The sequence below is a fragment of the Cellulosimicrobium sp. EB106-03-01-XG111 genome (assembly GCF_058792115.1).
The window spans coordinates 169,376-183,487 of record NZ_JBYTEQ010000005.1 but is presented as its reverse complement, the minus strand read 5'-3'; the positions used below and the strand labels follow the sequence as shown (position 1 = coordinate 183,487).

The following is a 14,112-nucleotide window of genomic DNA, read 5'->3' as shown; positions in this document are numbered from 1 at the left end:
TTCTGTGCTGTGACCTGTTGTCTTTTTCTGGTGGAAGTTGTTTGATTCTGGGGAGACGTTGTGCGGTGCGCCAAGGAGGGCGACCGCCGGAGCATCGGTGCCCGGTTCGCCGCCGCGTCGTGCAGTCCCTGGATTCACTCGACGAGGAGGAAGCACGGATGCAGTCCATGACAGCGGTAGCACCCCCACGGGGCAGACCGGCGAGGATCCTGGCGGCGGCACTGGCCGCCGCGCTCACGGTGCCCTTGGCCGTGGCGACGGCGGCGGGGGCGATCGCGACGCCGTCGGCCCCGACCGACGAGGCCACGCAGGACGTCGCGGCCCAGGACCTCGCCCTCGACAACGGGCTCAAGGGCGAGTACTTCCTGTCCGGCGGCCCCGGCTGGCCGCTCACCGACCTCAGGGCCACGATCCCCGACCAGCGGATCGAGTTCCCCAACCTGGTGCCGACGTTCGCCGAGCTGACCGGTCGCGGCGAGCGCACGTCCGCGCGCTGGACGGGGCAGATCACGCCCGACTACAGCGAGGCGTACACGTTCTCCGCGATCGGCGACAACGGCTTCCGGCTGTGGATCGACGACCGGCTCGTCATCGACCACTGGGTCGACGACTGGGACGTCGAGCAGACGTCCGCCCCGGTCCAGCTCCAGGCGGGTCAGGAGTACGCGTTCCGCATGGAGATGTTCCAGAACACGGGTGGCGCGCACCTCCGGTTGCGGTGGCAGAGCCCCTCGCAGGACCGTGAGATCGTGCCGACGGACGCCTTCACGTACCCCGACGACTTCGTCGTCTTCCCCGCGCAGGCCGCGCTCGAGAGCGACGGCGCGAGCCTCAACGTGGCGTTCCAGGGGGCCGCGGGCGGTGTCGACGAGAGCCTCGTCGACCACCTCAAGGTCCAGGTCGACCAGCTCGCCTGGCCCGTCGCGCAGGTCGCGGCGCAGGGCGACGTCCTCGGCATCACGCTCGCCGAGCCCGTCGACCGCGCGTCGACCGCGCGCCTCGTCTACGACGGCGAGGGCGACCTGACGGTCGGCGGCGAGAAGGTCGGGTCGCTCAACCTGCCGGTGACCAACGGCTCCGAGTTCCGGATCCAGACCCCGTGGGCCGACGACTTCGACCCCACCAACCCCCTGCCGGAGTACCCGCGCCCGCAGCTCACGCGCGACGCGTGGCAGAACCTCAACGGCGTCTGGCAGTTCGAGGCGGCGGAGTCCGACGACGCCGTGCCGAGCGGCCGCGACCTCGACGAGGAGATCGTCGTCCCGTACGCGGTCGAGTCCGCGCTGTCGGGCATCGAGCGGCGCGAGGACGACATGTTCTACCGCCGCACGTTCGAGGTCCCGCAGGACTGGGCGGTCGGGAGCGACAACCGGCTGCGCCTGAACTTCGGCGCGGTCGACTACGTCGCGACGGCGTACGTGAACGGCCAGGAGGTCGGCACGCACCGCGGCGGCTACGACGCGTTCTCGTTCGACGTCACCGACGCGCTCGTCGCGGGCACGGAGCAGGAGCTCGTCGTGCGGGTCGTCGACACGACGGACGGCAGCAACCAGGCCGTCGGCAAGCAGACGCTCAACCCGGGCGGCATCTTCTACACCCCGACGTCGGGCATCTGGCAGACGGTGTGGATGGAGCCCGTCCCGGCCGCGGCGATCGACGCCGTCGTCACGACGCCCGACGTCGAGGCCGGCGTCCTCGCGGTGACCGCGCAGTCGGCCTCCGCGTCCGACGCGGCCGAGGTCACCGCCGTCGTGCGGGACGCGGACGGCACCGAGGTCGGGACCGCGACCGGCCCCGCGAACGAGCTGCTCGCGGTCGAGATCCCGGACGCGCACCTGTGGTCGCCCGACGACCCGTACCTCTACGACGTCGACGTCACGCTCACCGACGGGGACTCGACCGACACGGTGGCGTCCTACGCGGGCATGCGCTCGATCGAGGTGTCCGAGGTGGACGGCGTCCAGCGCATCCTGCTGAACGGCGAGAAGACCTTCCTCATGTCGACGCTCGACCAGGGCTACTGGCCGGACGGCATCTACACGCCCGCGTCCGACGAGGCGTACGTGTTCGACCTCCAGGCGCACAAGGACCTGGGCTTCAACACGGTGCGCAAGCACATCAAGGTCGAGCCGGCCCGCTGGTACCACCACGCCGACACGCTGGGCCTCATGGTCTGGCAGGACATCCCGAGCGGGTGGTTCAACAACGGCGACACGGACCCGGCGTCGCGCGTCTTCTGGGAGCAGGAGATGAAGACGATCATCGACCAGCACCGCTCGGTGCCGTCGATCGTCGGCTGGGTGACGTTCAACGAGGGCTGGGGCGAGTGGAACCTGGCCGACACCGCGCGGATCGGGAACACGATCGACGCCTACGACCCGAGCCGGATCCTCAACACGCACTCGGGCTACAACTGCTGCGCGTCGAAGGGCGACTCGAAGACGGGCGACATCATCGACTGGCACCAGTACACCGGCCCGGCGCTGCCGAAGCCGGACGCGACGCGCGCCGCGATCGACGGCGAGCACGGCGGCTTCTCGATGAGCGTCCCGGGCCACATGTGGCCGGGCGTCTCGGCGAACCCGTACGGCGGGGTCGCGAACAGCGAGGCGTTGACCGACGCGTACGTGCAGAACACGGAGAAGCTCGTGCGGCCGGCGCAGTGCTACCTGTCGGGCTCGGTGTACACGGAGATCTCCGACGTCGAGAACGAGCTGAACGGCTTCTGGACGTACGACCGCCGCGTGCTCAAGATGGACGCCGCACGCGTCAAGGACGTCAACGAGCGGGTCGTCGCGGCGGCGGTGCAGGGCTCGGCCCCCGTCGACCCGGGCACCCCGGGGCTGACCGGCACGGGCCGCTGGTCGTTCGACGAGGGCCAGGGCACGACGGCGGCCGACGGCGTGGGCGACCACGCGGCGTCGGGGACCGGCACGTGGGTCGCCGGGCACGGCGAGACCGGGTCCGCGATCAGGCTCGACGGCACGAACCAGTCGTTCGCGACCGAGGGCCCCGTGGTCGACACGACCGGCTCCTACACGGTGTCGGCGTGGGTCCAGCTCGACAAGACGCCCGGGGGCGCGTGGTCGACGATCGTCGGCCAGGACTCGGTCACGGGATCGAGCGCGTTCTACCTCCAGTACGGCGGGGGCGGCCGGTGGGCCTTCTCCTACGACGGCGAACCGCGCGCGGAGTACGTCGTGCAGCCCGTGCTGGGCGACTGGTACCACGTCGTGGGCGTCCGCGACGCGGCCGACCAGAAGCTCAAGCTCTACGTCAACGGTGACCTCGTCGGCCAGTCCGACGTGTGCGGCGGCACCACGCCGTCCGGCCCGCTGACGATCGGGCGCGGGCAGTGGAGCGGCAACCCCGTCGACTACTGGGCCGGCACGATCGACGACGTCCGCGTCTTCGACCGCGCGCTGTCCGACGCCGAGGTCGCCCAGGTCTACGCCGGCGACGACGGCGAGGAGCCGGCGCTCGACGTGACCGTGACGGCCGAGACCCGCTGCCTCGCGGGCAAGGCCTACGTGGCCGTGCGCGCGACGAACGGCGAGGACGTCCCCGTGGACGTCACGCTCGCCACGCCGTTCGGGACGAAGGCGGTCACGGCCGTGGCCCCGGGGGCCAACGCGTACCAGTCGTTCGCGGTGCGCGCCCCGTCCGCCGAGGCGGGCGAGGCGACCGTCACCGCCACGGCGACGGTCGACGGCGAGCAGGTCAGCACGGAGGTCGTCGCGCCGTACGCCGCGACCACCTGCGGCTGACGGTCGGCCGGCGCCGCCGCGCTACCGGCACCGGGGTCGTCCCTCGCCCGTCACGGGCGGGGGACGACCCCTCGCCGTATGCCTCACCGCGCCCCTGGCCGCACCCCTCGTGAGCCCCCGGGACCCGCGGCGCCCCGGTCAGGCCACGGGCGCGCCACGCTCGGACGGCGCCTCGGCCCGGTCGGCGACCGGGACGTCCGCCGGGCCCGCCCGGAGCACGACGAGCGCGACGTCGTCCTCGCCCGGCCCCGGCAGCATCCGCGTGAGCGCCGCCTCGACGACCTCCTCGATGGGCCCGCGGTGCGTGCCCTCCAGCGCGCGGGCGAGGTCGACCAGGTCGTCGCGGAGGTTGTGGCCGCGACGCTCCACGAGCCCGTCGGTGTACAGCACGAGCGTGTCGCCCGGGTAGACCTCGACCGTGTGCTCGGTGCGCGCGGTGCCCGGCGAGAGCCCCAGCGGCAGGTCGTTGCGCCGCGTCAGCGTGTCGACGCGGCCGTCCGCACGGACGAGCATCGGCGGCAGGTGCCCCGCGCTCGTCCACCGCACCGTCCGCACCCCGCGGCGATGCTGCTCCGCGGTCTGCTCGATGCGCGCGAGGACCACCGTGGCGATCGCGCCGCTCCCCAGCGCGAGCCCCTGCACCGCCGCGTCCACGCGCTCGAGGACGCGCGCCGGCGACTCGCCGCTGTCGTAGCCGATCGCCCGCACGAGCCCGCGCAGCTGCCCCATCATGACCGCCGCCGCGAGGTCGTGGCCGACGACGTCGCCCACGACGAGGGTCGTCGCGCCGCCGGGCGTCACGAACCCGTCGTACCAGTCGCCGCCGATGTCGCGGTCGAGCGCGGCGGGCTGGTAGTGCACGGAGACCTGGAGGTGGTCCGGCTCGGGCGGCTCGGTGAGCACCGCCTGCTGGAGCGCGAGCGCGACCTCGCGCATCTGCGCCGTCTGCTCCTCCGAGCGCTCGACCCGCAGCCGTAGCGCGTCCATCGTGGTCCGCAGGCGGACGGCGTCGCGCAGCGCCGCCCCGACCGTCGCGGCCAGGCCGGCGAGGTACCGCGCGTAGTCGGTGTCCCAGGGACGCATCGGGCTCGCCCGGAGCACGAGGATCCCGGCCACGCCTCCACGCAGGGCGTCGCGCAGCGGCTTGACCACGAGGCCCTGCGAGACGATGCGCTGCCGGGTCCGGAACACGCGCTCGACGAGGCGGGTCTCCGCAGCGCTCGGCGCCGGGCCGACCGACCCGACCTCGCGGGGTCGCCCGCCGCGCACGTCGTAGAAGGCGGCGCGTGCGACGTCGGGGCTCCCGGCCAGCACGTCGAGGACCGGGCGGCCGAACGTCGCCAGGTCGGTGAACGTCGTCGGGAGCGCGCCCTGGAGCTCCCCGAGCATCGTGAGGCGGCGCTGGTTGACGACCGCCAGCGTCGTCTCCGTCGAGATGTCGAGCACGCCCGCGATGCGGCCGTCGTCGTCCCGGAGCGGGCTGTAGGAGAAGGTGAAGAACGTCTCCTCGTCGTAGCCGGAGCGGTTCATCACGAGCGGCAGGTCGCGGTCCGACGACGCCCGCCCGGTGCGCAGGACCTCGTCGAACAGCGGCCCGACCTCGTCCCAGATCTCCGCCCACACCTTCGCCGCCGGGGCGCCGAGCGCGCCGGCGTGCTTGGCCGTGCCGAGCATCTCCTCGTAGCCGTCGTTGTAGATCAGCGTGAGGTCGGGACCCCACACGAGCATCACGGGGAACCGCGTCGAGAAGCACAGCTGGACGGCGTGCCGCAGCGCCTCGGGCCACTCGCCGGGCGGGCCCAGCGGCGTCCGCTCCCACGCGACCTCGCGCGCCTGCCGACCCACGGCGCACTGCGCCGTGGCGTCGACGAACCACTCGGCATCCATCCGCGCATCGTAGGCGAACGGCCGTCGCCCGCCCCCTGGACGGCGTCCGCCCGTGCGGGCGGGCGGCGGGTCTCGCGCGGCGGGTCCGTCCGTCGGCCGACGCCGCAGGTCGGCTAGGGTGTGCGCGGCCCGACGGCGGCCACCGGACCGCGGGCCGCTCGCCCGTGCCGGCCGACAGGACCGACATCGACAGGGGCGTGGACGTGCAGCGCAACCTCGTCCACGTGTTCGACGTGACGGGCGCGGACCCGGCGCTGCTCGACGACGAGCCGACCGTCCGCCGCTGCCTCGACGCGATCGTGCGCGAGGCCGGGATGACGCCGCTCGGCGAGGTGTCCCACCGCTTCGAGCCGCAGGGCACGAGCGTCGTGCTGCTGCTCGCGGAGTCGCACCTCGCCGTGCACACCTGGCCCGAGGACGGCGCCGCCTACGTGACCCTCACGACGTGCCGCGCCCCGGCGTCGGCCACGTTCACGGACGACGTGCGCGCGCTCCTCGCCGAGGAGCTCGGCGCGGCCGGGGTCGCCGTGCGGAGCCTCGTGTGAGCCGGACGCCCCGCCCGCGGCTCGCGATGCGCGTCGGCGAGGACCTCCTGGGCGCCCCGCCGCAGCGCGCGACGCCGCGCGCCGTCGCCGTGCTCTCGACCGTGCACGGCGGCTCCACGTTCACGTGGGAGGAGTGGCAGCTCCTCGCCCACGACGGCTCCGACGTCTGGGTCGAGTACGACCACGACACGCGCGACGTGACGCTCCTGCACCCGACCGAGCCGTGGCCGCCCGTCGTCGACCTCTCGGGCCTGCAGACCGGCCGGACCCTCGGGCTGACCCTCGAGGGCCGGCAGCACACGCTCACCGTGCGCGAGCGCGGGACGGGGCGCGTCGAGCACGTCGAGGGGCAGTTCGCCGAGCCGTTCGCCGTCGGGCAGGAGGTCGAGTACGTCGACCTCTCGGCCCGCGGGACGATCGTGTCGATCGAGCGCACGACCGGCCCGTTCGGCCCCGTCACGTCCGTCTACCACGGGCGCCGTCTCGACGCCGCCGAGCAGCAGCGCCTGTTCGGCCGCCGCGTCGCGCCCCGCACGGTCCCCGGCGGGCGGTTCGTCGCCTTCGCGGTCGCGGCGGTCGTGCTGCTCGGTCTCGGGTCGTGCGCGGCCCGCGCCGCCTCGGGCAGCGCGTCGTGCACGCCCCGCTCCGTCGTCACGACGTCGCCCACCACCGGCCAGGTCGGCACGACCGACGACGGCACGTGCGTGCGGCGCACCGTCTACGGCGGGGGCGGCGGGGGGCTCGGCAAGTGACCCGACCCGCGCCCGCTCGTCCCGGCCCCGAACCCCTGCACCCGTCCGCCCGTCCCACGACCCGACCCCGGGAGACCCCGTGATCTCAGCCGCCGCCCCGCTGGCGTTCCTCTGGTCCTTCTTCTCGACCGTCCTCTACTCGGTGCTCGGCATCGTGCTGCTGCTCGTCACGCTCGTCGTCGCGAACAAGGTGTTCCGCCTCAACCTGCACCGCGAGCTCGTCGACGAGCACAACGTCGCGTTCGGCGTGATGATCGCGGGCCTCGCGGTGGCGATCGGCCTCATCATCGCGGGGACGATCAGCTCCTGACCGTGCTCGACCAGCAGGAGGTCCCGCCCGGGGGCCGGCCCGGGGCGGACGCGGAGGCAGACCCCGACCCGCCCACCGGGCGGTCGGGAGCGCACCACCTCGACCGGCCGACGGTCTTCGCCGCCGCGCTCCTCGTCGCCGTCGGCGGGCTCGTCTACGAGCTCATCCTCGGGACCGCGGCGTCGTACCTGTTCGGCGACTCGGTCGTCGCGTTCTCCGTCGCGACCGGGCTCACGCTGTTCGGCATGGGCCTCGGCTCGCTCCTCGCGCCGCGCCTGCAGCGCACCGCGGTGCTGAGCTTCGTGCGCAACGAGCTCGTGCTCTCGCTCCTCGGCGGGACGTCGGTGCTCGCGCTGTTCTGGGCGTACGCCGCCACCGAGCTCGCGTGGGTCGTGTTCGTCGTGCTGTCGCTCGCGATCGGGACGGCGATCGGCGTCGAGATCCCGCTCCTCGTCGCGGTGCTCAAGGAGCGGGGGAGCGAGGGCTCCGTCTCCCTGCTGTCGAAGGTGCTGGCGCTCGACTACTTCGGGGCGCTCGCCGCCTCGCTGCTGTTCCCCTTCCTGCTGCTCCCGTACCTCGGCCTCGTGCGCACCGCGTTCGCGGTCGCGGTGCTCAACGTCGCCGTCGCGGCGTTCATGCTCGCGCGCATGGGCCACCCGCCGCGGTGGTCGGTGCTCGCGGGCGTCACGCTCGTCGTGCTCCTCGCCGGGTTCGCGGCGTCGTCGTGGCTCGAGGCGCGCATCAGCGCGGGGATGTACCAGGACCCGGTCGTCGCGCAGGAGCGCAGCGCCTACCAGCAGGTCGTCGTCACGGAGTACCGGGGCGACACGCGCCTCTACCTCGACAACCAGCTGCAGTTCTCCTCCGTCGACGAGGCGCGGTACCACGAGACGCTCGCGCACGCGGCGATGACGTCCGTCGCGGCGCCCGCGTCCGTCGCGATCCTCGGCGGGGGCGACGGTCTCCTCGCGCGCGAGGTCCTGCGGTACGACTCGGTCCAGGAGGTCACGCTCGTCGACCTCGACCCCGCCGTCACGGATCTCGCGCGCGAGAACCGGCTCCTCACCGCCGTGAACGAGCACGCGCTCGACGACCCGCGCGTCACGGTCGTCAACGCCGACGCGTTCCGCTGGGTCGAGGACACGGCGCAGACGTTCGACGTCGTGCTCGTCGACCTCGTCGACCCCTCCTCCGAGCGCATCGCCAAGCTCTACTCGCAGGAGTTCTACGGCATGGTCGCCGCGCACCTGCGGCCCGGCGGCGCGTTCGCGACGCAGGCGACGTCGTCGTACTTCACGCCCGACGCGTTCTGGCAGGTGGTCTCGACGGTCCGCGCCGCGGCGCCCGGGCGCTCCGTCGTGCCGCTCACCGTCAACGTCCCGTCCTTCGGGGAGTGGGGCTTCGCGCTCTCGCTCCCGGGCGGACCCGCCGACGTCGTCCCCGGTCCCTTCGCGCGCACGCCCCTCCCGGACGGGCTGCGCTTCCACGACGCCACGTCCCTCGCGGCGACCACGCGCCTCCCGGCCGACAACCCGCCCCGCGACCTGCCGCCGTCGACCCTGCTGTCACCGACGGTCCAGCGCACCTACCAGGAGGACATGCGCTCCTGGCGCTACTGACGCCGGACGGGGGGCGTGCCGGGTGTCAGAGCAGGGTGGACAGCTGGTCGCGCGAGGTGATCCCCAGCTTGCGGAAGATCCGGTAGACGTGGTTGTCCACGGTCCGGTCGCTCACGACGAGCTCCCGGGCCACGTCCCTGTTGCTCAGGCCGCGCGCCACCAGCCGGGCGACCTCCCGCTCGCGCGGGCTGAGCGCGTCCGCGGGCGCGACGGAGGGCACGAGCAGCTCGAGCTCCTCGCCGGCGCGTGCCACGTGCGCGTGCAGCCGGTGCGCCTCCTCGCTCGCCTGCGCGGGCCGGTCGTCCTCGCGGAGCAGCCGCACCGCCATCGCGTGCGCCTGGGTCGCGGGGAGGTGGAGACCGCGGGAGCGCAGGTCGTCGGCGACCGACACCAGCGCGGCGGGAGAACGGTCGGCGGCGGCACGGAGGTAGCGCCCGAGGGCGGGCAGCAGGTCACCCTGGGCCGCTGCGGCGTGGTCCGCGAGCCGACGGCACCGCTCGGCGTCGGGCCACAGGATGACGAGCCAGACGGCGTCGAAGACGGCCGCGAGGAGGTAGCCGCGTCGGCCCATCGCGTCGACCACGTCCCACGCGGTCCGGGTCGCCTCCTCGGGAGCCTCGGCGCCCGTGCCCACGGTGAGCTGGGCGACGAGCGGGTACGGACGGGCGAGGGGGGCGGACGCCGCCAGGAGCCGCAGGCCCTCGAGCTGGCGGGCGAGCGACCGGGCGCTCGCCACGTTGCCCTCGAGGAGCGAGAGGGCGCCGCCGAGGCAGAGCAGCCCGGCGCGGGTCGTGGGCCGGAGCGGCGCGGGCGTCCCCGCCGCGAACATGCTCGTGAGGTGCTCCCGCAGGGTCGACAGCCGACCCTCGACGAAGAGCCCGAGCGCGACGACGTAACCGTGCGGCTCGATCTGCGTGGGGTCGAACCGGTCGCGAGCCTGGTCCAGGAGCCGGTGCGACTGCTCGACCGCCGACCGCACCTCGCCGCCGCACAGCACCGCGAGGGACCGCCAGGACGTCGCGTCCTGCCGTTGGGCCTGTTCGGGGAGCGGGAGGTCGACGAGCTCGTCCCGCGCGTCGTCGGTCCGTCCCTGCGCGAGGAGGACCTCGGAGCGCACGAGGCGCACGACGGCGTCCGCGGTGAACACGAGCTCGTCGCCCTGCGGCGGCGGTCTCTCGCCGTCGTGCTCGCCGGCCAGGAGCAGGTCCGGCACGACGGCGCGCTCCTCGTCGCGCGCGTCCCCGGTGGTGAGGAGGATGTGCTGGGCCACGGCGTGGCGGACGGCGGAGCTCTCGTCCTCGACGGGCCCGGTGCGCAGGAGCGCGAGGGCGGTGGCGCGCTCGTGGCGGACGACCCCGCGGTAGACCGCCTCCCAGGCCAGGAGGAAGTCGGACCCGATCGGTTCCTCGGGCACGACCTCGTGCGTGCGCTCCAGGACGGCCTCGATGACGGCCGCAGGCGCCTCGTCGAGCGCGAGGGCGTCCAGGTACTCCACGGTGTTCCGGGTCGACGGCCGACGCTCCCACGCGTCCCGGCGCGCGAGGAGCTGGGCGGCGGTGTGCCGGCGGAGCTCGCGGCCGAGGATCGCCGCCGACTCGCGCGAGGCGGCCCAGCCCGTGGGCAGCTCGGGGGCGGCCGGACGGCCGAGCGGGTCCCAGGTGTCGTGGTCGCTCGCGAGCGCGTCGGCGATCTGGGCGTCCGCGTGCAGCGCCCGGGCGCCCGCGGTCTGCCGCAGCAGCTCCCCGACGAGCGGGGGGTAGAGAGTCACCCCGGTCCGGCCGTCGGCCTCGACGAACCGGAGCAGGCCGTGGTCGTCCAGCGCGACGAGCACCGGCCACGCGAGGAGGCGGCGGGCCGTCGGGAGCTCCGCCGTCCCGACGGCGGCGAGGATCCGGACCGCGTCGTGCTGCTCCGGCGAGAGGCCGGCGAGCAGCCGCCGCACGTCGACCTCCAGGCCGCGGGTCACGAGGTCTCGCCGCGCGACCCAGGTCCCGGACTCCTCGACGAGGTGCCCCGCGCGTCGGGCCCCCGTCGCGATGGAGCGGACGAGGCCGGGCAGTCCCCCGGACAGGCCGTAGATCCGCCCCGCGACCCCGGCGTCGACGTCGCCGCCCAGGAGCGAGCTCGTCGCCCCGTGCACGTCCTCGAACGCGAGGGCGGGCATCGTCAGCGCGGTCGTGGGACGACCGCCCAGCACCGTCTCGACGACGGCCGCCGGCGAGGGCGGCCGCTGGGCGGCGACCACGGGGACGTCGCGGCGCGCGGACGCCGCCGCGAGGACCGCCGCGCTCGTCTCGTCGAGCGCGTCGGCGTCGTCCAGGAGGACGACGGCGGGCCCCGACCCGAGCGCGCGCTCGACGGCGTCGAGCGCGCGGCCGAGGGACACGGGCTGTGCGGGAGCAGGGTCGATCGCACCGGCGAGGACGAGCGACTCGAGCGGCCGGCCGGCTCCCGTGCCCACGCCCGGGACGGACAGGACGCGCCGGTCCGTGCGCAGCGCCGCGTCGCGGAGGAGGGCGAGGAGCCGGCTCCGCCCGGAGCCGGGGAGGCCCGTGAGGAGGACGGACGTGCCCTCCTGCACCGCGCCCAGCACGCCGTCCACGAGGGACGCGCGCGAGGCCCGGGAGTCCATCGGACGATCAGCCCCGCGACCGCTGCCGCTCCGCGCGGGCCTGCGCGTCGCGGTAGACCCGCAGCCGCTCGACCTGGAGCTCGCCGAGCGTGGGGGCGTCCACCTCGTCGGCGAACGCCTCGGAGAGCTGGCGGAGGATGTCGGTCTCGAGGTCGTCGAGCTCCTCGAGCCGACGGCGGTCTCCCGGGCTCAGCAGGGGCCACGTCTCGGTGTAGGTGGGTGCGTGCTCGCTCACCTGCCCATGGTCGGCTCTCCGGCGCGGTCTCGCAGGTCGACGGTTCCCGTCAGGCGGCGGGGCGGGTCACCGCCGCGAGCGCGTCGAGCGCGCTGAACGGGTCGTCCGGCCGGGCGGGGTCGGCCGTCGTGGCGACGAGGACGACGCTCGACACCCCGCCCGCGCCGAGCTCGGCGAGCCGCGCGCGGAAGGCCTCGGGCGCCCCGACGACGGCGAGCGCGTCGACCCACGTGTCGGGCATCGCGGCGGCGAAGTCGTCGGGGGTGGCGCTCGCGTCGCGCAGGGCGCGGAAGTCGTCGGCGAAGGGCAGCGGGTCGATCTGGGCGGACCAGTCGGCCTCGCCGAGCACCGCGAGGTAGGGCCGGACGATCTCGCGGGCGGTCGCGACGTCGTCGTGCACGGCGCCGACGGAGAAGGCGACGACGCGGTGCGCGGGCGGGGCCGCGTCCCCGGCGCTCGCGCGCCCGGCGTCGATCGCGGCGCGCGCGACGGCGAGGTACTCGGGGGTCACGGGCATGTCGAGGATGGTCCCGTCCGCGACGCGGCCGGAGACCTCGAGCGACCGCGGGCCGCGCACGCCCGCGAGCACGGGCGGCGGCGAGGCGGGCGGGGCGTGGAGCGCGACGTCGTCGACGGAGACGTAGCGGCCCGCGACGCTGACGCGCTCGCCGTGCAGCAGCGCGCGCACGGTCGCGGTGGTCTCCTCGAGCATCGCGAGCGGGCTCGCGGGCCACACGCCGATCTGCCGCATCCACGCGGGCATGCCGTGCCCGAGCCCGAGGTGCAGGCGGCCGGGGTGCAGGGCGGCGAGCGTGCCGGCCTCCATCGCGGCGGTCGACGGCGCGCGCGTCGCGGCGGGCAGGATCCCGATGCCGACGGTGAGGCGCTCCGTCGCGGCGAGGACCGTCGCGGCCTGCGCGATCCCGCCGTGGAACGTGAGGTCCTCGACGACCCACAGCTCGTCGAGGCCGACCTCCTCCGCGCGACGCGCGAAGGGCACGATCAGGTCGGCGGGGAGCTCGCGCGGGAGGATCACGCCGAGCGCGGGGGTCGTCGTCGAGGTCGCCATGCGGCGACCGTACCGTGACAGCGCTCCCACCCGTGACGACGTGCGGCTCTCCGGAACAATCTGCTGGCCGGGAGCACCCCGGCCCGCCTACGGTCGGGGCCATGACCGCGCTCGACGACGCCGCTCTCACCGCCCTCGACTCGCACCTGCGCTCCGCCGCGGACGCCGACGACTTCTCCGGCGTGGTGCGGGTCGAACGCCACGGCGAGGTGCTCCTCGAACGCGCCTACGGCGTCGCGTCGCGCCGCTGGGGCGTCCCGGTCCGCACGAGCACCCGGTTCGACGTCGCGTCCGTCACCAAGCTGTTCACCGCCGTCGCCGTGCTGCAGCTCGTGGGCGACGGCCGGCTCGGGCTCGACGACCGCGTCCACGACCACGTCGACCTCGCGGGCACGACGATCCCGCCCGAGGTGACGATCCGGCACCTGCTGACCCACACGTCGGGCATCGCGGACGACGCCGACGAGGAGGCGGGGGAGTCGTACGAGGAGCTGTGGGTCGACCGGCCGAGCTACTCCGTGACGCGGACGGCGGACTTCCTGCCCGGGTTCGTCCACAAGGAGCCGAACTTCGCGCCCGGCGAGGGGTGCCGGTACTGCAACGTCGGCTACGTCCTCGCGGGCCTCGCACTGGAGGCGGTCACCGGGAGCACCTACCGGGAGCACGTCCGCGAGCACGTGCTCGCCCGCGCGGGCATGGATCGCTCCGGGTTCTTCCGCATGGACGAGGCCGAGCCCGACGTCGCAGAGGGCTGGGAGCCCGTGCACGAGGGTCCGGACGACGACGGCCCCGTCACCGGGTGGCGGCAGAACGTCTACTCCTACCCGCCCGTCGGCTCGCCCGACGGCGGCGCGCACGCCACGGCGCGCGACCTCGCCCGCTTCTGGGCGGCGGTGCGCGGCGGCGAGCTCCTCCCGCCCGACCTCACGCGCGCGTTCCTCACCCCGCAGGTGCTGCACGACGACGGCACGGACGACACGGACGGGGCCGAGCCCGCCCCGAGCGTGCACTACGGCTTCGGGCTCGAGTTCGAGCTGCTCGGCGACGGGTCCGTGCGCTCGGCCTACAAGGACGGCATCAACACGGGGGCGAGCGCGATCCTGCGCCACTACCCGGACCCGGTGGCCGCCGGGGACGGCGCCGACGCGCTCCCGCCGGCCGGGGCGCCGGGCGTGACGGTCGTCGTGCTGTCGAACAGCGAGGCGGGCGCCTGGGACCCGATCCGTCGGCTCGACGAGCTCGTCCGCGGCTGAGCGGGCCGACCTCCCCGCGCGTCCCGCGCCTCCGCACGAGACC

10 protein-coding genes are annotated in these 14,112 nt (G+C 74.7%); 6 read left to right on the top strand and 4 right to left on the bottom strand.

Annotation, left to right across the window (positions count from 1 at the left end; genetic code table 11):
* Positions 1 to 251: 251 nt before the first annotated feature.
* Positions 252 to 3,767 (top strand): LamG-like jellyroll fold domain-containing protein, encoded by a 3,516-nt coding sequence (locus AC3WT4_RS06405; protein WP_492315013.1) that lies wholly within the window; start codon positions 252 to 254, stop codon positions 3,765 to 3,767.
* Positions 3,768 to 3,905: 138 nt separating this feature from the next.
* Here AC3WT4_RS06405 and AC3WT4_RS06400 read toward each other — a convergent pair whose 3' ends face one another.
* A complete protein-coding gene (locus AC3WT4_RS06400; protein WP_492315012.1) occupies positions 3,906 to 5,654 on the bottom strand; it encodes a SpoIIE family protein phosphatase in 1,749 nt (582 codons plus the stop codon).
* A gap of 197 nt (positions 5,655 to 5,851) precedes the next feature.
* Here AC3WT4_RS06400 and AC3WT4_RS06395 point away from each other — a divergent pair, with 197 nt between their 5' ends.
* From AC3WT4_RS06395 to AC3WT4_RS06380, 4 genes are all read left to right on the top strand, one after another.
* Positions 5,852 to 6,199 (top strand): S-adenosylmethionine decarboxylase family protein, encoded by a 348-nt coding sequence (locus AC3WT4_RS06395; protein ID WP_286185789.1) that lies wholly within the window; start codon positions 5,852 to 5,854, stop codon positions 6,197 to 6,199.
* On the top strand, positions 6,196 to 6,951 hold the full coding sequence (locus AC3WT4_RS06390) for a DUF4178 domain-containing protein (protein ID WP_108048209.1): 756 nt from the start codon (positions 6,196 to 6,198) through the stop codon (positions 6,949 to 6,951). Before AC3WT4_RS06395 ends, AC3WT4_RS06390 begins: the two co-directional genes overlap by 4 nt.
* A gap of 79 nt (positions 6,952 to 7,030) precedes the next feature.
* Positions 7,031 to 7,261, top strand: coding sequence for a DUF350 domain-containing protein (locus tag AC3WT4_RS06385; protein ID WP_034656213.1), 231 nt, complete (start codon positions 7,031 to 7,033; stop codon positions 7,259 to 7,261).
* A gap of 2 nt (positions 7,262 to 7,263) precedes the next feature.
* On the top strand, positions 7,264 to 8,880 hold the full coding sequence (locus AC3WT4_RS06380) for a polyamine aminopropyltransferase (protein WP_492315011.1): 1,617 nt from the start codon (positions 7,264 to 7,266) through the stop codon (positions 8,878 to 8,880).
* 25 nt (positions 8,881 to 8,905) lie between these two features.
* Here AC3WT4_RS06380 and AC3WT4_RS06375 read toward each other — a convergent pair whose 3' ends face one another.
* From AC3WT4_RS06375 to AC3WT4_RS06365, 3 genes are read right to left on the bottom strand one after another with little or no spacing between them, the layout of a single operon-like run.
* Positions 8,906 to 11,512 (bottom strand): LuxR C-terminal-related transcriptional regulator, encoded by a 2,607-nt coding sequence (locus AC3WT4_RS06375; protein ID WP_492315010.1) that lies wholly within the window; start codon positions 11,510 to 11,512, stop codon positions 8,906 to 8,908.
* A 7-nt stretch (positions 11,513 to 11,519) separates the two neighbouring features.
* A complete protein-coding gene (locus AC3WT4_RS06370; RefSeq protein WP_074804645.1) occupies positions 11,520 to 11,747 on the bottom strand; it encodes a hypothetical protein in 228 nt (75 codons plus the stop codon).
* Positions 11,748 to 11,796: 49 nt separating this feature from the next.
* Complete coding sequence (locus AC3WT4_RS06365; RefSeq protein ID WP_074804647.1) at positions 11,797 to 12,816, bottom strand: LLM class flavin-dependent oxidoreductase; 1,020 nt, start codon at positions 12,814 to 12,816, stop codon at positions 11,797 to 11,799.
* A 101-nt stretch (positions 12,817 to 12,917) separates the two neighbouring features.
* Here AC3WT4_RS06365 and AC3WT4_RS06360 point away from each other — a divergent pair, with 101 nt between their 5' ends.
* Complete coding sequence (locus AC3WT4_RS06360) at positions 12,918 to 14,069, top strand: serine hydrolase domain-containing protein (protein ID WP_492315009.1); 1,152 nt, start codon at positions 12,918 to 12,920, stop codon at positions 14,067 to 14,069.
* Positions 14,070 to 14,112 lie beyond the last annotated feature (43 nt).